This is a genomic window from Vibrio sp. ECSMB14106, from assembly GCF_000972265.1.
GTDB lineage: Bacteria > Pseudomonadota > Gammaproteobacteria > Enterobacterales > Vibrionaceae > Vibrio > Vibrio kanaloae.
Window position 1 is genome coordinate 23,938 of the sequence record NZ_LAUM01000036.1, and the last position, 17,297, is coordinate 41,234.

At 45.8% G+C, this 17,297-nt stretch carries 14 protein-coding genes; 3 read left to right on the top strand and 11 right to left on the bottom strand.

Annotation, left to right across the window (positions count from 1 at the left end; all coding sequences use genetic code 11):
* Positions 1-16 precede the first annotated feature (16 nt).
* A complete protein-coding gene (zntR, locus tag WR49_RS18690) occupies positions 17-448 on the top strand; it encodes a Zn(2+)-responsive transcriptional regulator (RefSeq protein WP_046225012.1) in 432 nt (143 codons plus the stop codon).
* 129 nt (positions 449-577) lie between these two features.
* On the opposite strand, the gene fis is transcribed toward zntR, so the two are convergent.
* The 9 genes from fis to WR49_RS18735 all read right to left on the bottom strand — a co-directional run bounded on the left by fis (position 578) and on the right by WR49_RS18735 (position 10,383).
* Positions 578-874, bottom strand: a complete 297-nt coding sequence (gene fis, locus WR49_RS18695) for a DNA-binding transcriptional regulator Fis (protein WP_004729744.1) — start codon at positions 872-874, stop codon at positions 578-580.
* A gap of 23 nt (positions 875-897) precedes the next feature.
* Positions 898-1,866: a tRNA dihydrouridine synthase DusB gene (gene dusB / locus WR49_RS18700; RefSeq protein WP_004729742.1), complete on the bottom strand. Its 969-nt coding sequence runs from the start codon at positions 1,864-1,866 to the stop codon at positions 898-900.
* 140 nt (positions 1,867-2,006) lie between these two features.
* A complete protein-coding gene (gene prmA, locus WR49_RS18705; protein ID WP_017055901.1) occupies positions 2,007-2,894 on the bottom strand; it encodes a 50S ribosomal protein L11 methyltransferase in 888 nt (295 codons plus the stop codon).
* Between the two features lie 188 nt (positions 2,895-3,082).
* Positions 3,083-4,426: an acetyl-CoA carboxylase biotin carboxylase subunit gene (gene accC, locus WR49_RS18710; RefSeq protein ID WP_017055900.1), complete on the bottom strand. Its 1,344-nt coding sequence runs from the start codon at positions 4,424-4,426 to the stop codon at positions 3,083-3,085.
* Positions 4,427-4,441: 15 nt separating this feature from the next.
* Positions 4,442-4,894 carry an acetyl-CoA carboxylase biotin carboxyl carrier protein gene (gene accB, locus WR49_RS18715; protein WP_046225013.1) on the bottom strand — a complete coding sequence of 151 codons (453 nt, stop codon included), beginning with the start codon at positions 4,892-4,894 and terminating at the stop codon, positions 4,442-4,444.
* 73 nt (positions 4,895-4,967) lie between these two features.
* Complete coding sequence (gene aroQ / locus WR49_RS18720) at positions 4,968-5,417, bottom strand: type II 3-dehydroquinate dehydratase (RefSeq protein ID WP_017055898.1); 450 nt, start codon at positions 5,415-5,417, stop codon at positions 4,968-4,970.
* Between the two features lie 323 nt (positions 5,418-5,740).
* Positions 5,741-7,690 carry an acetate--CoA ligase gene (gene acs / locus WR49_RS18725; protein WP_046225014.1) on the bottom strand — a complete coding sequence of 650 codons (1,950 nt, stop codon included), beginning with the start codon at positions 7,688-7,690 and terminating at the stop codon, positions 5,741-5,743.
* Between the two features lie 216 nt (positions 7,691-7,906).
* Positions 7,907-8,539, bottom strand: coding sequence for a 3'-5' exonuclease (locus tag WR49_RS18730; RefSeq protein ID WP_017055896.1), 633 nt, complete (start codon positions 8,537-8,539; stop codon positions 7,907-7,909).
* Positions 8,540-8,550: 11 nt separating this feature from the next.
* Positions 8,551-10,383, bottom strand: a complete 1,833-nt coding sequence (locus WR49_RS18735; protein ID WP_046225015.1) for a DUF294 nucleotidyltransferase-like domain-containing protein — start codon at positions 10,381-10,383, stop codon at positions 8,551-8,553.
* A 228-nt stretch (positions 10,384-10,611) separates the two neighbouring features.
* Between WR49_RS18735 and WR49_RS18740 the strand changes: the two genes are divergently transcribed.
* Together WR49_RS18740 and WR49_RS18745 are read left to right on the top strand one after the other, a co-directional pair.
* Complete coding sequence (locus WR49_RS18740; RefSeq protein ID WP_046225016.1) at positions 10,612-11,802, top strand: 3-phenylpropionate MFS transporter; 1,191 nt, start codon at positions 10,612-10,614, stop codon at positions 11,800-11,802.
* Between the two features lie 128 nt (positions 11,803-11,930).
* Positions 11,931-15,362 carry a hybrid sensor histidine kinase/response regulator gene (locus tag WR49_RS18745; RefSeq protein WP_046225017.1) on the top strand — a complete coding sequence of 1,144 codons (3,432 nt, stop codon included), beginning with the start codon at positions 11,931-11,933 and terminating at the stop codon, positions 15,360-15,362.
* 96 nt (positions 15,363-15,458) lie between these two features.
* Here the strand turns inward: WR49_RS18745 and WR49_RS18750 are convergent, their stop codons facing one another.
* Together WR49_RS18750 and WR49_RS18755 are read right to left on the bottom strand one after the other, a co-directional pair.
* Positions 15,459-16,844 carry a class II fumarate hydratase gene (locus tag WR49_RS18750; RefSeq protein ID WP_046225018.1) on the bottom strand — a complete coding sequence of 462 codons (1,386 nt, stop codon included), beginning with the start codon at positions 16,842-16,844 and terminating at the stop codon, positions 15,459-15,461.
* A 12-nt stretch (positions 16,845-16,856) separates the two neighbouring features.
* Entirely contained in the window at positions 16,857-17,243 is a 387-nt protein-coding gene (locus tag WR49_RS18755) for a hypothetical protein (RefSeq protein ID WP_082082799.1), read from the bottom strand.
* Between the last annotated feature and the right edge of the window lie 54 nt (positions 17,244-17,297).

The following is a 17,297-nucleotide window of genomic DNA, read 5'->3' on the forward strand; positions in this document are numbered from 1 at the left end:
CAAAGTAGGAAAAAACATGTTTCAGATCGGTGAATTAGCGAAACGATGCGGTGTTACGGCCGATACCTTGCGATTTTATGAGAAGAATAAATTGATTGCTCCAGCCAGCCGCAGTGAGTCGGGTTATCGCCTGTATGACGAAAATAACCAGAAACAGGTGACGTTTATTCTCAAATCTAAAGAGTTAGGGCTGAGTTTGGGTGAGATTAAAGAATTGTTAGAGATTCGTCTTGAAGCGACTCAACACAGTTGCGCTGAAGTGAAGTCGATTACCACAGCGAAACTAGAGATGATCGATGAGAAGATTACCGAATTAACTAAAATTCGCACTGCGCTTAAAAAAATTAATGATGCGTGTTGCGGCCACATAGATGAAGATGCGAGCCATTGTTCGATTTTGGCCGCCTTGGACTCAGCCAATTTTGATAAAGGCCATAGCAGCAATTAACAGTGGCTGTGGAGTGGGATCTAGCACCTGTTTACATCCATAGGGTTCAATGACACAAGTGACAAGCCAAAAAAAGCCAAACTCAATCAATGAGTTTGGCTTTCAATTTAATAAATTACGAAAGAACGATTAGTTCATGCCGTATTTTTTAAGTTTCTTGCGAAGAGTACCGCGGTTAATACCCATCATGGTTGCTGCGCGAGTTTGATTACCGCGAGTGTACTGCATGATGGTGTCTAGTAGTGGCTGTTCAACTTCAGCTAATACTAATTCGTATAACTCGCTGACTTCTTGACCGTTTAATTGAGCAAGGTAATTTTTCAATGATGCTTTAACTGAGTCACGTAGTGGCTTCTGCGTGATTTGGTCTTGTGATGTAACTGTAGTTACTGTCAATGCTTCTGAAGTCAGATTTTGTTCGAACATATTCGGTCTAGCTCTTCTCGTAATTATGGTGCAACGTTATCAAAAAAACCTTCTAGCGCTTCAAGCTGCAGATCACCTGCTTCGAATGCGTTAAAGGTACGGCGAAACTCACTCGCTTGTTCATGTTCTTTTAGGTACCAACCCACATGCTTACGAGCAATTCGGGGGCCTAAAAACTCGCCATAAAATTCATGTAGAGCGTTCACATGACCAAGCATGATGTCTTTCACTTCCGAAATCGGGAGTGGATCCATCGTGGTACCGTTTTCCAAATAGTGTAGGATTTCGTTAAAAATCCAAGGACGTCCTTGGGCAGGTCGACCTATCATTAAAGCATCAGCGCCGGTGTACTCCAGCACAAACTTCGCTTTTTCCGGACTATCGATATCACCGTTAGCGATAACCGGAATAGATACTGCTTGTTTCGCTGCTTTAATGTGTTTGTATTCTGCCTCACCTTTGTACATACAAGCGCGAGTTCTTCCATGGAGCGCAAGAGCTTGTATGCCGCAGTCTTCGGCTATTTTCGCGATTTGGACACAGTTTCTATTGTCTGTATCCCAGCCTGTGCGCGTTTTCAACGTTACTGGAACGTCGACAGCATTTACCACCGCTTTCAGAATGTCTTCAATGAGTTCTGGATGCTGCAGTAAGGCTGAGCCCGCAAGCTTCTTATTCACTTTTTTGGCAGGACAACCCATGTTGATATCGATGATTTGCGCACCGTTATCGACATTAAATTGAGCAGCCTCGGCCATAAGCTGTGGATCTGCACCAGCGATTTGCACTGAACGAATGCCCGATTCGCCTTCATGTACCATACGCTGCTGAGACTTTGACGTTTTCCAAACTTTCGGATTGGAGGACATCATTTCACTGACTGCCATCCCCGCACCGTAGCGAAGACACAACTCGCGGAATGGTCTATCCGTTACGCCAGCCATAGGAGCGACGATTAGATTGTTCTTAAGTTGATAATTTCCGATTTTCAAAAACGTCATCACAGTTCTGTACCAGCAAGGGCGCGCATTTTACGCATTTTTTCGCTGCGTGAAAAGACTAATATTTGAGCATTTACAATTTGTTTTTGTAATTTGTTTAAATATCAGTCAATTAGCGCTCAAAGTCTTGTCTAGCCTTGCTTGCGACCTGAGATTCGACACCATTCTTGTTGTTCAATGATCGGATCAATGTGAAGCTCATCACGATAATAAGTCGCAACATCTTCTGCTTGTGTATCTAAAACACCCGACATCGCAAGTACACCATTTGGCTTAACTAGGCCTTTGATGATGCCAGAAAGGTCGCGTAATGGACCTGCAAGAATGTTGGCAACCACAACGTCTGCTAGTAAACCTTCCGGTTGATCTTGTGGCAAGAACACCTCTAGTTGCTCAGCAACGCCATTGCGTTGTGCGTTGTCTTTTGATGCAAGCAGAGCTTGAGGATCAATGTCGATCCCGATAACTTTTGCCGCGCCTAGTTTGATCGCAGCGATCGCTAGGATGCCTGAGCCACAACCGAAGTCGATCACGGTTTTGCCTGCCAGGTCTAAGCCTTCCAGCCACTCAAGACACAATGCCGTTGTCGGGTGAGTACCAGTACCAAATGCAAGGCCTGGGTCTAGCATTACGTTGACAGCGTCAGGTTCAGGGATATCGCGCCAGCTAGGGCAGATCCATAAACGCTCACCAAACTTCATTGGGTGGAAGTTGTCCATCCATTCACGTTCCCAATCCTTGTCTTCAATTTGCTCTACTTTATGAGCAAAGTCTGCAGGGAACATGTTGCTTGCTTTAATCTGCGCTAGAACGACACCAGTATCAGTCTCAGCGTCGTAAAGCGCGAGAATATCAGTATCACCCCAAAGACGAGTTTCACCCGGCAGAGGCTCAAATACAGGGGTATCTTGTGCATCCAGGAAAGTTACAGAAAGAGCACCAGTCTCTTCCATTAACATGTCGCCGATTTGTTCGGCATTTTCATTGGTAGCATTAAGCTTGATTTGAATCCAAGGCATGGCTGCATCTTCTATATGAGAAAAATTGGATGGCGAGTCTAGCAGAAAATATGAGCAAATTCACCAAAACCCCATGGAATATAAAAGGGATTATTGATTGATTTTTTCGAAGGCTCTAAAAACAAAAAATGCCCACCGAAGTGAGCATTTATCTGTTCTTAAAAGAACGAATAGCGGAAGGCTAGATTCTATTGTAGACCGAGCTTCTTCTCAAGGTAGTGGATGTTTGCACCACCGTGTTGGAAGTTTTCGTCGTTCATAATAGCCAATTGAAGTTCAGTATTAACGTTAATACCTTCAACAATCATCTCACCCAATGCGTTCTTCATACGAGCGATAGCAACATCACGGTTCTCACCGTAAGTGATTAGCTTACCAATCATTGAATCATAGTGTGGTGGCACTGTGTAACCACTGTATATATGAGATTCCCAACGTACACCCATGCCGCCTGGAGCGTGGAAGCGTTGAATCTTACCTGGTGAAGGTAGGAAACGAACGGGATCTTCAGCATTGATACGACATTCGATTGAGTGGCCGCGCAGCTTAATATCATCCTGTGTAAATGATAGAGGCTGACCAGCAGCAATACGCAGTTGCTCTTTCACTAGGTCGATACCCGTTACCATTTCAGTAATCGTGTGCTCAACCTGGATACGAGTGTTCATTTCGATGAAGTAGAACTCACCGTTCTCGTATAGGAATTCAAATGTACCTGCACCGCGGTAACCAATCTCAAGACAAGCACGAGTACAACGTTCGCCGATGTACTTACGCATCTCTTCAGTGATACCAGGAGCTGGTGCTTCTTCCACAACTTTCTGGTGACGACGCTGCATTGAACAGTCACGCTCACCAAGGTGGATAGCATTGCCTTGGCCATCTGCAAGTACTTGTACCTCAATGTGACGTGGGTTTTCTAGGAATTTCTCCATGTAAACCATATCGTTGTTGAAACAAGCTTTTGCTTCTGCGCGAGTCATTGCGATAGCTTCTGTTAGTTCTGCTTCAGAACGAACAACACGCATACCACGACCGCCACCGCCGCCAGATGCTTTGATGATAACTGGGAAACCAATGCGCTTAGCGTGCGCTTTGTTTTTTGCATCGTCATCATCAAGAGGGCCATCAGAACCGGGTACACAAGGTACGCCTGCTTTCTTCATTGATGTGATAGCTGACACTTTGTCACCCATAATACGAATGGTTTCAGCTTTAGGACCAACGAAGATAAAACCACTGCGCTCTACCTGTTCTGCAAAATCTGCATTTTCAGATAGGAAACCGTAGCCTGGATGGATAGCAACAGCACCTGTAACTTCAGCTGCGCTGATGATACGAGGAATGTTCAGGTAGCTATCGATACCACGAGCTGGGCCGATACAGATGGTTTCGTCTGCAAGAAGTACGTGCTTAAGATCGCGGTCAGCCGTTGAGTGAACCGCTACCGTTTTGATACCAAGTTCTTTACATGCACGTAGAATACGTAGTGCAATCTCACCACGGTTTGCGATTACTAATTTATCTAACATAATGAGTGCTCTCTATTATTCGATAATTACTAGAGCTTGGTCGAATTCTACTGGTTGACCATCTTCAACTAGAATCGCTGTCACAATACCAGACTTATCAGCTTCGATTTGGTTCATCATTTTCATTGCTTCAACGATACATAGAGTTTCGCCAGCCGTTACAGATTGACCAACCTTAACGAATGGTTTTGCATCTGGGCTTGGAGCACCGTAGAAAGTACCGACCATTGGAGAAAGAACTTGGTGACCAGTTGGAGCCGCAGGAGCTGCTGCTTCCACTGCTACAGGTGCCGCTGCAGGAGCTGGAGCCGCTACAGGTGCAGGAGCTGCTGCATATTGAACAGGTGCGACAGGAGCTGTGCTGTTACGGCTGATTCGTACTGACTCTTCACCTTCAGAGATTTCTAGTTCAGAAATACCAGACTCTTCAACCAATTCGATTAGCTTTTTGATTTTGCGAATATCCATTGTATCTTTCTCTTTATCTGTTAATTGAACTTACTCTATGACTGAGTAGGTTAGTATAGTTCGTTGTTTATGTTTACTTTGAGTTGAGCTTGCTGAGCGCAGCGGTCAAAGCAAATTGATAACCTTGGGCCCCTAAGCCACAAATCACACCTTCTGCTTTATCAGATAGGTAAGAGTGGTGACGGAACGGTTCACGCGCGTGAACATTCGATAGGTGAACCTCAATAAATGGGATAGCAACACCAAGTAGTGCATCTCGCAGTGCCACACTGGTATGTGTAAAGGCGGCTGGGTTGATAATAATGAAATCAACGCTTTGAGAAGCACTATGGATAGCTTCAATCAGTTCATACTCGCGATTTGACTGTAAGTGAGATAGCTCAACATCATGTGTTTTCGCTTGCTCGGTCAATGAGCTAATAATCTGGTCAAGTGTTTGAGAACCGTAATGTGCAGGTTCTCGAAGGCCTAACAGGTTAAGGTTTGGGCCATTTAAAACTAGAATGCGAAACTTTGTAGACATTATGGGGCTATCTTCCTTTATCGTGATTACGAACGTGAATGTTGCCATTTTATTGAAAATTTGGGGTTAATTTCCAGTAAGGAAAACCCAAATTTAAAAATTAGAACCAGATTATAGCTAATTCAGCGCAAATCGCAGCAATTTACTGGTCTAATCTCCTATTGATACAACATGGAATTGTTACCAACTTAACAAAAAAGCGCCTTAGCCTTAATTTGGGGCGGGATATTTGAGATCAAGATCAGCCATAAAAAAACCGCCACATAGGTGACGGTTTAGAATGAATCTGTTTTAAACAGTAATTAGCTCGTGTGACTGGTTGATTATGCCAGTTCGGCTTTCTCGGCGATGAGCTTATCTACCACACCTGGATCTGCCAGTGTCGAAGTATCACCTAAGTTACCCGTATCACCTGTGGCTATCTTACGTAGGATACGGCGCATGATTTTACCCGAACGAGTTTTTGGCAAAGAGTCTGTCCAATGCAGGACGTCGGGTGTTGCGATTGGGCCAATCTCTTTACGTACCCAATCTTTCACTTCTTTGTGTAGCTCTGCGGTTGGAAACTCACCATCATTAAGGGTGATGTAAGCGTAAATGGCTTGGCCTTTAATATCATGAGGAATGCCGACAATCGCTGCCTCTGCAATTTTATCGAACGCCACTAGAGCCGATTCAATCTCAGCGGTACCCATACGGTGACCAGATACGTTAAGCACGTCATCGACACGGCCAGTGATCCAGTAGTAACCGTCTTCATCACGACGAGCGCCATCACTGGTAAAGTACATGCCTTTAAAGGTAGAGAAGTAAGTCTGTTCAAAACGATCATGATCGCCATGGACGGTACGCATTTGGCCTGGCCAAGAGTCAAGAATCACAAGGTTGCCGTCGGTTGCACCCTCAATAATATTACCCATGTTATCAACCAGTGCAGGTTGCACACCGAAGAATGGGCGAGTTGCGGAGCCCGGTTTTAGATCGGTTGCGCCCGGTAGTGGTGCGATTAAGATGCCGCCCGTTTCTGTTTGCCACCATGTATCAACAATTGGAGACTGCTCATTACCAATCGTTTTGTAGTACCACTCCCACGCTTCTGGGTTGATAGGCTCACCCACGGAGCCCATGATTCTTAGGCTGTCACGAGAAGTACCTTCAACGGCTTCATTGCCTTTTGCCATCAATGCACGAATAGCTGTTGGCGCAGTATAAAGAATATTAACTTGGTGCTTATCGACCACTTCACTCATGCGGTTAGTGTTCGGGTAGTTCGGCACGCCTTCAAACAGAATGGTTTTTGCACCATTGGCAAGCGGTCCGTAAACAAGGTAGGTGTGACCGGTAATCCACCCCACATCCGCAGTACACCAGAAAGTCTCGCCTTCTTGGTAGTCGAATACGTATTTGAAGGTCATTGCTGCATATACTAGGTAGCCACCTGTGGTGTGCATAACACCCTTAGGTTTGCCCGTAGATCCTGACGTATAAAGGATGAATAGTGGGTCTTCTGCGTTCATTTCTTCTGGTGGGCAATCTGCCGATACGTTTGCGATAGCATCATGCCACCACACATCACGGTGTTCATGCCAAGCAACATCACCGCCAGTGCGTTTGAATACGACAACCTTCTCGATGTTTTTCACTTCAGGATTCGTCAGTGCTTCATCAACATTTTTCTTCAGTGGAACCGCGCGGCCGCCACGCACGCCTTCATCGGCAGTGATCACGACTTTAGAGTTTGAATCGATAATACGACCAGACAGTGCTTCTGGTGAGAAACCACCAAATACTACCGTGTGAACCGCACCGATACGGGTACACGCCAGCATGGCAACTGCCGCTTCTGGCACCATTGGCATGTATAAACAAACCACATCACCCTTGCGTACGCCTTGCTCTTTTAGAGCATTTGAAAACAGGCACACTTCTTTGTGTAGTTCGTTAAAGGTTAGGGTTTTATCATCAGCAGGGTCATCGCCTTCCCAGATGATAGCGACTTCATCACCGCGCTCAGCAAGATGGCGGTCGATACAGTTAGCCGAAACGTTAAGCGTGCCATCTTCAAACCAACGGATATCAATGTGGCCAGGGTCGAAAGAGGTATTTTTTACCTGTGTGAAAGGCTTAATCCAATCAACGATTTTTCCGTGTTCACCCCAAAAGCCTTCAGGGTCAGAAACAGATTGCTGGTACATGGCTAGGTAAGTGTCATTATCCGCGTGTGTGGTTGATTTAATATTTTCTTTTACCGGATAAACGTGGGCTTCACTCATTGCATCTCTCCTTGTGCCTACATTCCTAATGAACTGGCAACTTCCTTTGTGTTCAGTTTCTAAGTCTATTACAGGACTGTCTATGTTATCACTCTCAGCTAGGACGATGATTTCCACAATTAGACTTTAGGATGAGATGCTGCTTTCTACTTAAAAAATAGCGAGTTAAGTTCATTTTTGCGAGATTGCTCTCTATGTAGAAATGCACTAGTTGAATTAAGAATAAGAGGAGTTGAAGCGAGGTAGATCACCATATTTTAGACGAATAAAGATCAGTGCTGCAGAGATAGCGTCTTGTAATGCATCATGTTTATTGGTGGAGATAGGCAAATCGAGCTGACGACAGATGGCGTCCATACTGAGATCGAAATAGGCATTAGGCAGCTGTCTTTCGAGTGTGTCTTGATAAAGCTGGCTCACTTCGACTAATCGGTTAGGCAGCGGAAATCCAAGCTGTTTTAAACAGGTGCGGTCGAGAATCTTTTTATCATAGCGGATGTGATAGCCGACTAAAGGTCTATTACCGATGAAGTTCAGTAGCTCGATTAAAGCCTGTTTTTCTTCAATGCCGTGCTTAAGATCTTGATGGCGAATACGGTGGATTTTTATGGAATTGCAATCGAGCGATTGAGGCGCTCGTAGTCGAACTTCAAAAGGTTGGCTGGTAATGATTCGGTTACCGATGATCTTGGTCGCGGCAATAGTGACTAATTCCGCCTGATTAGGGTCGAGGCTGGTGGTTTCACAGTCGAGTGATACATATTCATGAATAACAGGCGCAGCAAACAGAGGCTGATACGGAGAGCCTTTGAGCTTGTAATGCCAGTAATAGCGAAGCAGTCTATTCATCGTTCAGTCGTCTAATCCCGTATCTGATAGTGATAGCCGAGCCATTGCTTGAACTTTTTAACGACATGCAGGCTATGACGCAGCAAATCTCTGTCTGCTCGATCCATCAATTTAATGTTGATCTTATTGCTGCTGTGCTGTTGCGATAGTCGTTGGGCCAAACGCCACTTAAAGAACTGTTTGAGCGCTTCTCCGAGGTTATCGGCTGTGCTTTGTTCTAGTACATTCTTGCTGACTAGCTGTTCAATGCGCTCAAAGGTGTTGTTTACGGTCACGCCGTGTTCAAGACAGAGTGCTCTAATGCCATGCACGATAGGGAAAATACCGCCTTGTTTGATGTCGAGCCCTGATTTGGACTGTTTCACGTTACCAAACAGGGTCAAGGGAACTGAAAAGTTCAGCACCGGGCGGCAGAATTCCGTAAGAATCAATTCCTGTCCTAGCATTAAATCACTGAGGTGCTGCTTTACAGGTTTTAATAATTCTCTATTACCCGCGACGGCGTGCGCATCCGCCATTATTGCAACCTCCATCACGCTATCGGGAGAGGCTTTCTTCACCCAACTTGTGAGGATGTGTTTCCATTCTTGCTGTGAGTGTACCCATTTCGGATTGTTGACCATCACGTTGCCAGGGCAGAGTGGATAGCCCAATTGCTGCAATGTGTGGGTGAGGTCGTTCATGGCACTTTGGCATTGATGCCACTCCAAGCCATCTTGAATTATTAGCGCGTTGTCTTGATCGGTTTTGAGAATTTGCTCTCCACGCCCTTCTGAGCCCAACACGATTAAGCAGCAATGATTATGCAATGCGGGTGGGATAACCAATTCAAACGCCTTCTCTATGATCTGTTCATTAACAGCAGAAATCAGCTCCATGATAAAGCGTGTGCGAATCCCATTACTGAGCAAGCTCTCGACCAGTTGACGCTGTTTGTTAGAAGCCATTGCCAATTCTTCAATGCTGGTGGCTCGCGCGATACGTAAAGTCAGCACGTGCGAGTGAGTCGAGAACGCACTGAGAATCTGCGTCATGTCCAACATACCCACAGCATTTTGGTCATCACAAACCATCAGCCTTTTCACCTTGTTTCTGGTCATAGTAATCATGGCATTGAACAAGAAGTCACCTTGGTTAACGTGCAACACTGGGAAAGTAGCTATCTCGCCAACTGCGCTATCGAGCGGGCGATTGTCGAGCATCACAGCATGCAATAAATTGGTCCGAGTGACGATGGCATACGGGAAAATAGATGATGTTCCAAAAGTATTGAGTTGATGATGATCTAGGTGGACTAAGGCCGAATCTAATCCCTGTTCTTTTAGGGTTTGAGTGACTTGGTTAATCGGCTGGGTTGGTTCCAATATTAGCGGTGGGTGATAAATAGAGTCGTCTACTTTGGTCAGTATGAACTCGGCAAGATTCTGTTGCTGTTGAGCGGCTTCAATCAGTGCTTTTCGGGTCGATAGGTTGCTATCAAAATAAGCCGCGAATTGGCCGTTGGCGTGGTAAAGATCAAGGAATACATCGGTTGGCAGCAAATAACTTAAGGTATCTTCAAGCGCGACATATTGGTGCTTGGTATGAGACTCAAACTGACTACGGACATCAAAAATATCGTCATTGGCATAGTGCGCGTAGATTTCCCCATCGCTGCTGGCTCGTTCTTCAACAGCCCCTTTAATAAGAATATGCAAATGACGACTTGGTCGGTCGGCCTCCAATATCACTTCGTGTGTTCGGTAGTAAACCACATCTAATGATGATCGCAGCGTTAGCTGTTCTGCATCGGACAGGCTATCGAAGGGTGGGTGCTGCATATTAAATTTATCAGGCATAAACATCGAAAGAATTAGGAATCTCTTTTCAGTCTGACAAATTACCAGCGAACCTCCAGACGACTTTAGTCTAAACGCAAATGCAGTTCTCGGTTGAAGTATGATTTTGTTGGAGAGTGAAGTGATGAGTTGAGTCAATATGGGAACGCTATCTTAGTAATAATTCCCTTTTTCATTGTATGCGAGGTAGGCATAATTGGTGCTGCCTTTTTCCATACACTTTATAGGTCATTTATGTTTAGCCCTTCACCTTATGGTTGGATTTCCCAGTATTTCCTTGGTTTCTTTTTTGCCTATGGTGTTTATTTGCCATTTTGGGCGTTGTGGTTTGAAGACCAAGGCGTCTCGGCTGGTGACATTGGGGTTTTAATTGGTATCGGCTTTGCGACGCGTTGTGTGGCTAACCTAGTGATTACACCGCGCATCCATAAAGTGGAGCACTTAATGCCAGCTCTGCGTTGTCTGAGTTTTGCTGCGCTCTTGTTTGTCGGTTTCCACTTCTTCACCGGTGGCAGCTTTCTGCTGATGTTGCTAGCCACGGTATTATTCAATCTATGTTGTGGCCCAATTATTCCGTTGTCTGACGCCATGGCGAATCATTACAGCCGCCTAAAAATGCTTGATTATGGACGTACTCGATTATGGGGTTCGATTGCCTTTATCGCGGGCTCTACAGTGGTTGGCTATCTGGTTGCTGAATTTGGCACTGATATGATTTTATATACAGCACTTGCGGGCGTGTTGTTGTCACTGGTGTTGGCGATGAGAAACCCGAATGTAATGCCGGTGACAGAATCAGAGCAAGTCGCTGAAAGACCTAAACTTGGTCAACTATTACGTGAATCGTCGGTAGTGAAGTTTCTTGCATTGATGGCACTGCTTCAAGGAAGCCATGCCGCGTATTACAGCTTTAGTGCGATTTATTGGAAAGAAGCTGGGCACTCAGAGGCGATCATCGGTTATTTGTGGAGCCTAGGTGTTGTCGCAGAGGTGGCTGTGTTTGCTTTAAGTAAGCGCTTATTTTCTGGTTGGTCACTGCGCACTCTTTTTGTGGTCGCGGCAATAGGGGTGATGGCTCGTTGGGGAATTACGGCATCGACTACGGCAATTGGTGCTTTGATTTTGGTTCAACTGTTGCACGGCGTGACATTCGCAATGGCTCATATTGCGGCGATTCAGTACATTCAGTCTGAAGAGCAAAACAAAATGGTGGCTTTACAAGCGCTTTATAACGCCATTCCATTGGGAGCGTTTATTGCTCTAATGACAACGTTGAGTGGCTGGGGCTATGAGTTATGGGGGGCTAATATTTTCTGGGGTATGGCTGCGATGGGGGCTCTTGCGCTATTTATTAAGCTTGATGAAAGAAGCTCGGTTGTTGAAGTTAATCAAATTGGGTCTGAACAATCTGAAGCAAAAAGTTAGTGGCGAAGTACAATATTAAAGCCCAAAGCACAGAATTTAAGTGATGCGATTGAGTTAATGGTGCATCCTTAGTTAAATGAAACCTCTCCCTTATGGAGAGGTTTTTTTATGGATGAAAAGGGTTGTTAATGCAAGGATGGATAGTAATTCCAGTCTCTTTAGCCTACTTGGGCGTGTTATTTCTGATCGCTTGGTATGGAGACCGACAGGTTCGTTGGCTTTCGCGTTGGCGCCCATGGATTTATAGTCTCTCCATTGCGGTGTATTGTACCTCTTGGACGTTTTATGGAACGGTCGGGCAGGCGAGTGATAACCCTTGGTCTTTTCTTCCTATCTATCTCGCCCCCATTTTAGTGTTTACGTTGGGGTGGCGGATCTTAGCTCGGCTGATCCTTATTGCGAAGCGTGAGCACATCACTTCTATTGCCGACTTTATTGCGGCTCGTTATGGAAAATCCCAAGGCTTAGCCGTTGCTGTCACTATTATTGCTGTGGTGGGTATCCTTCCTTATATCGCATTGCAACTTCGTGGCATTACCATGGGATTGGATATTGTTGCGCCAAACCTAGCCACTGATTTTGGCTATCAGGACTATCACGTTTCTTGGTTTGTGGTCGGTGCATTGGCCATTTTTACCATGCTGTTTGGTACCCGGCACATCGATAACACAGAACATCACCGAGGAATGATGATGGCTGTGGCGTTTGAATCTATTGTTAAGCTTGCGGCATTCTTGATTGTCGGCTTGTTTATTATTTATCTGGCGATGAGTCACGATAAAATTGACTTGCTTGACGTTGCGGCATCCACGTATGAACCCCCCAATATTCCTACTTTAGTCATTCATACCGTTTTGACCATGTTGGCGATTGTTTGTTTACCGCGTCAGTTTCATACCATGGTTGTGGAGAACGAACGCCCTCAGGATTTACACACAGCACGTTGGTTATTTCCGGTTTACTTGATCTTGATGGGGTTGTTTGTACTACCCATTGCCTGGGCCGGTCAGGGGTTACTCACCAATATGCCAGCAGATACCTATGTGATAAGTGTGCCAATGGCGGTAGGAGCGAACCACATTGCTTTGCTCGCTTTTCTGGGCGGCACATCAGCTGCGAGTGGGATGGTGATCGTATCGACTATCGCATTAGCGATCATGGTGTCTAATGATTTAGTGATGCCGTTGTTGTTGCGTCGTATGCGCCTAACTCAGAGAACACATAAGCATTTTTCTGGTTTGTTGTTGGTGATTCGTCGCGGATTAATCCTATTGCTTTTACTTGGTGCGTGGGCGTTTTATCAGGCACTCGATACCATTCATTCACTGTCGGCGATCGGGTTTCTTTCGTTTGCGGCTATTGCTCAGTTTGCTCCAGCATTAATTGGTGGTTTGTATTGGCGCCCCGGAAATCGAAAGGGTGTTTATGTGGGGTTGCTTGTCGGCTCGGTGATCTGGCTTATTACCCTGATGAGTCAAACCAGCATGCTGGCTGGTGATAGTGAGAGTAACTTATTACTGTGGATCATCACGCCCCCTGAACTGCTCATTAGCTGGGGTGTCAGCAGCTCAAACTGGGGAATTGTGATGAGCATTTTACTCAATACCTTGTGCTACGCGGTGGTCTCGATATCGACCAGACCAAGCCTAAGTGAGCGCTTGCAATCAGCCACTTTTATTGGCACACCGTTACCTGAAAATGAGAACATCAGTCTGTATCAGAGCCGCGTGACGGTGGCTGAATTAGAGATGTTGGCGTCGCGTTTTGTGGGCCGAAAGCGTGCGAAAAGTGCCTTACACAGTTATTGGCAGCAACACGGACAGCCGCTGCTTCCTAACCAACAAGCCCCCGCAAGCCTGATCCGACATGCAGAGCGTGTACTCGCTGGGGTGTTCGGTGCTTCTTCTGCTAAGTTAGTACTTACTTCGGCTTTGCGCGGCAGAAACATGCAGCTTGAAGAGGTCGCGACTATCGTTGATGAAGCCTCTGAGCTGTACGATTTCAGCCGTGGCTTATTGCAAGGTGCGATTGAACATATTGGCCAAGGCATCGCAGTGATCGATAAACAAATGAGGTTGGTGGCGTGGAATCAACGTTATTTAGAACTGTTTGAATTCCCTGCAGGCTTGATTCAAGTTGGGCGACCCATTTCAGATGTGATTCGTCACAATGCGCAGCAAGGTCTATGTGGCCCGGGTGACCCAGAAGATCACGTTCGACGTCGTGTCTATCACCTTGAACAAGGTTCTCGACATACCTCTTCACGTATTCGCCCCGATGGACGAGTCATTGAAGTGCAAGGTAATCCGATGCCAAGTGGTGGCTTTGTGATGAGCTTTACCGACATCACGGTATTTAGACAAGCAGAACAAGCGCTAAAAGATGCTAATGAAACCTTAGAGTGGCGAGTGCACGAGCGAACTCAAGAATTAGAAAAGCTTAACCATCGCTTGGTCAAGGCGACACAGATCTCTGATCAAGAATCTCAATCTAAGAGCCGTTTTCTCGCGGCAGTAAGCCACGATTTGATGCAGCCATTGAATGCGGCACGCTTGTTCGCTTCGTCACTTTCTGAGATGGCAAAAGAGCAAGAAGTGAAGCAGCTTTCGTCCCATATCGAGAGTGCACTCGGAGCCGCAGAAGATCTGATTGGTGACCTGCTGGATATCTCTCGATTGGAATCGGGGAAATTAGAAACCAACATCCACGCGATCGCAGTGCGTGATGTACTAGCCAATTTGAATGCCGAGTTTAGCGCCCTAGCCACGCAGCAGAAAATTGAGTTTAAGATGGTCCCATCGTCGCTATTTATTCACTCTGATCCGAAGTTATTAAGGCGTGTTATTCAGAATTTTTTGAGCAATGCATTTCGTTATAACCCAGAAGGTAAAGTGATACTCGGAGCGAAACGAGTTAACGGTCAGGTTCGAATCGATGTATGGGATAATGGAACCGGTATTGATGAAGATAAACAGCAAGAAATCTTTGAAGAGTTTACTCGTGGTAGCCAAGTGCGCGCCGATCAAGGTTTGGGTTTAGGGTTAGCTATCTCTAAAGGTATTGCTCAAGTACTCGGTCATCAAATATCGATGCGCTCATGGCCGGGGCAAGGCAGCGTTTTTTCTATCACCTTAGCGAGAGCAGAAAAGGTGGCTCCGGCTATTCAAGTTTCAGCGCCAATGGCCACTAGCGATATCGAACACCTAAAAATACTATGTGTCGATAATGAACGAGAAATCTTAGTTGGCATGGAGAACTTGATAGGCCGTTGGGGGTGTGAAGTGAAGACCGCTGTCGACTTAGTCGAAAGCTTGAAGTGCCTAGAGAATGATTGGCAGCCAGATGTGATCTTCTCGGATTATCGTCTCGATAATGATCGAACGGGTCTGGAAGTGTTACAACAGTGTCGTTTACGCCTTGGAGATTCTTTTGAAGGCGTCATCATCAGTGCAGATAGAACCGATGATATGTTGGCAGCGATAAAGGCTAACAGCTTTAGTTTTATCGCTAAGCCTGTGAAGCCGCTCAAACTCAGAGCGGTATTGAATCGTGTGAGTTAATGAAATTAACATCCAAGATGTGAAAAGGCCTCGTATGAGGCCTTTTTTGTCTCTGATATTTAAGTGAGTTTCAGCAAATGCCTGTCAGCTTGCTAACTAGCCGGCAATACCACCCTGCGTCAGTGTGGTTGGGTCAAGCAGCTTGCTGAGTTCTTCTCGGCTAAGATCGGTTTCTCTTTCGGCGACATCAAGGATTGGTAATCCCTCTTTGTAGGCTTTCTTAGCAATATCAGCAGCCTTCAAGTAACCAATCACAGGGTTAAGTGCCGTGACGAGAATTGGGTTCTTTGAAAGCGCTAAATCAAGATTGTCTTGTCGTACCGTGAAGGTAGCAATCGCTTTATCAGCTAATGCGACGGAACTGTTTGCTAGCAGCTCAATACTTTCTAATACGTTATGAGCAATCACTGGCAGCATCACATTCAATTGGAAGTTGCCCGATTGGCCTGCGATAGTAATGGTGGTGTCGTTACCAATCACTTGCGCCGCCGCCATTGCAGCGGCTTCTGGAATCACAGGGTTCACTTTGCCCGGCATGATAGATGAGCCCGGCTGTAGTGCCTGCAATTCAATTTCACCCAAGCCGGCCAGTGGCCCTGAGTTCATCCATCGAAGATCGTTGGAGATCTTCATGATCGCAACGGCTGCCGTTTTAAGCTGACCAGACAATGCTACGATCGCGTCTTGGCTGCTGAGGTTAAAAAAGAAGTTTTCACTTGAGGTAAAACTGATCTTTGTCGATTGAGAAAGATTGCTCGCAAACTTATCGGCAAAGCGTGGGTCGGCATTGATCCCCGTACCTACCGCTGTGCCACCTTGGGCAAGTGCCTTGATTGCTGGCAAGCTGCTTTCAATGGCTTGCTTGGCGTGTTCAATTTGATACTTCCAACCACCAAGCTCTTGCCCAGAGGTTATTGGCATCGCATCCATTAGGTGGGTACGGCCGGTTTTGACTACTTTAGCAAGCTCATGTTGTTTTACTGTAAGTGCTGCAGAAAGGTGGGTTAATGCAGGCAACAACTTATTTTCTGCCATCAGAGCGATACTGACTTGGATTGCGGTTGGCACTACGTCATTACTGCTTTGCCCCATGTTTACGTGATCATTGGGGTTCACGTCGCCTTGCAGGCTTCTTGAAGCGAGTGTCGCAATCACTTCATTGGCATTCATGTTGGAACTGGTGCCAGAGCCCGTCTGATAGACATCAATAGGAAATTGCTCGAGGTGTTTACCCTCGATGATCTCTTGGCTTGCTTCGGCTATCGCATTGGCAATATCACCTTCCAGCAACCCTAACTGAGCATTAGTATCGGCGGCGGCCTGTTTAATTAACGCCAATGCTTGAATAAAGCTGGTTGGCATCTTGTGTGAGCTAAAAGCGAAGTTATCCGCAGCACGTTGAGTTTGTGCTTGGTATAGCGCATCAGCAGGGACTTTAACTTCGCCCATGCTGTCTTTTTCAATCCGAAATTTTTGGGTCATCTTCTATCCTTGTTAGCCAAGTGGCGCTTGGACTTGTTGTAGTATTTGGCTGAGATTCAAAAAACGCGCTTGGCCCTGTGGTTGCTGGCAATAATGGCGTTTTAAATAAAATAGTGGTGCGTGAATAGAGTCTAGGCAGATATGACGAAAGGTGAAACTGCGACCTGGTGATTCGATTGCTTCAATTAAATGGAAGAACACTTGGCGTAGGTACAGTTCACACAGCAAGACATTTTCTTGGGTGGCATGCCTTTCATAATAAGTAGAAAGCGTAAGCGCACACTCGATGTAGTCTCGAATCACAAACGGCTCGTGGCCTTGAACTTGTTCTAATGAAGCAAAGCGATCTTGTGCTTTGTAAAACCTCGAATAGAGACCCTGCTGTTCTTTCATCATCATTTGCATCTCTTTAATGGATGGTAATGATAATTGTTATCAAATGTAGTTTTAAAA

What these genes read in the sequence shown, in the direction of transcription:
- zntR (WP_046225012.1), top strand. Translation starts at nt 17, where the DNA reads ATGTTTCAGATCGGTGAATTAGCGAAACGATGCGGTGTTACGGCCGAT.
- fis (WP_004729744.1), bottom strand. Translation starts at nt 874, where the DNA reads ATGTTCGAACAAAATCTGACTTCAGAAGCATTGACAGTAACTACAGTT.
- prmA (WP_017055901.1), bottom strand. Translation starts at nt 2,894, where the DNA reads ATGCCTTGGATTCAAATCAAGCTTAATGCTACCAATGAAAATGCCGAA.
- accC (WP_017055900.1), bottom strand. Translation starts at nt 4,426, where the DNA reads ATGTTAGATAAATTAGTAATCGCAAACCGTGGTGAGATTGCACTACGT.
- accB (WP_046225013.1), bottom strand. Translation starts at nt 4,894, where the DNA reads ATGGATATTCGCAAAATCAAAAAGCTAATCGAATTGGTTGAAGAGTCT.
- aroQ (WP_017055898.1), bottom strand. Translation starts at nt 5,417, where the DNA reads ATGTCTACAAAGTTTCGCATTCTAGTTTTAAATGGCCCAAACCTTAAC.
- acs (WP_046225014.1), bottom strand. Translation starts at nt 7,690, where the DNA reads ATGAGTGAAGCCCACGTTTATCCGGTAAAAGAAAATATTAAATCAACC.
- WR49_RS18730 (WP_017055896.1), bottom strand. Translation starts at nt 8,539, where the DNA reads ATGAATAGACTGCTTCGCTATTACTGGCATTACAAGCTCAAAGGCTCT.
- WR49_RS18735 (WP_046225015.1), bottom strand. Translation starts at nt 10,383, where the DNA reads ATGTTTATGCCTGATAAATTTAATATGCAGCACCCACCCTTCGATAGC.
- WR49_RS18740 (WP_046225016.1), top strand. Translation starts at nt 10,612, where the DNA reads ATGTTTAGCCCTTCACCTTATGGTTGGATTTCCCAGTATTTCCTTGGT.
- WR49_RS18745 (WP_046225017.1), top strand. Translation starts at nt 11,931, where the DNA reads ATGCAAGGATGGATAGTAATTCCAGTCTCTTTAGCCTACTTGGGCGTG.
- WR49_RS18750 (WP_046225018.1), bottom strand. Translation starts at nt 16,844, where the DNA reads ATGACCCAAAAATTTCGGATTGAAAAAGACAGCATGGGCGAAGTTAAA.
- WR49_RS18755 (WP_082082799.1), bottom strand. Translation starts at nt 17,243, where the DNA reads ATGATGATGAAAGAACAGCAGGGTCTCTATTCGAGGTTTTACAAAGCA.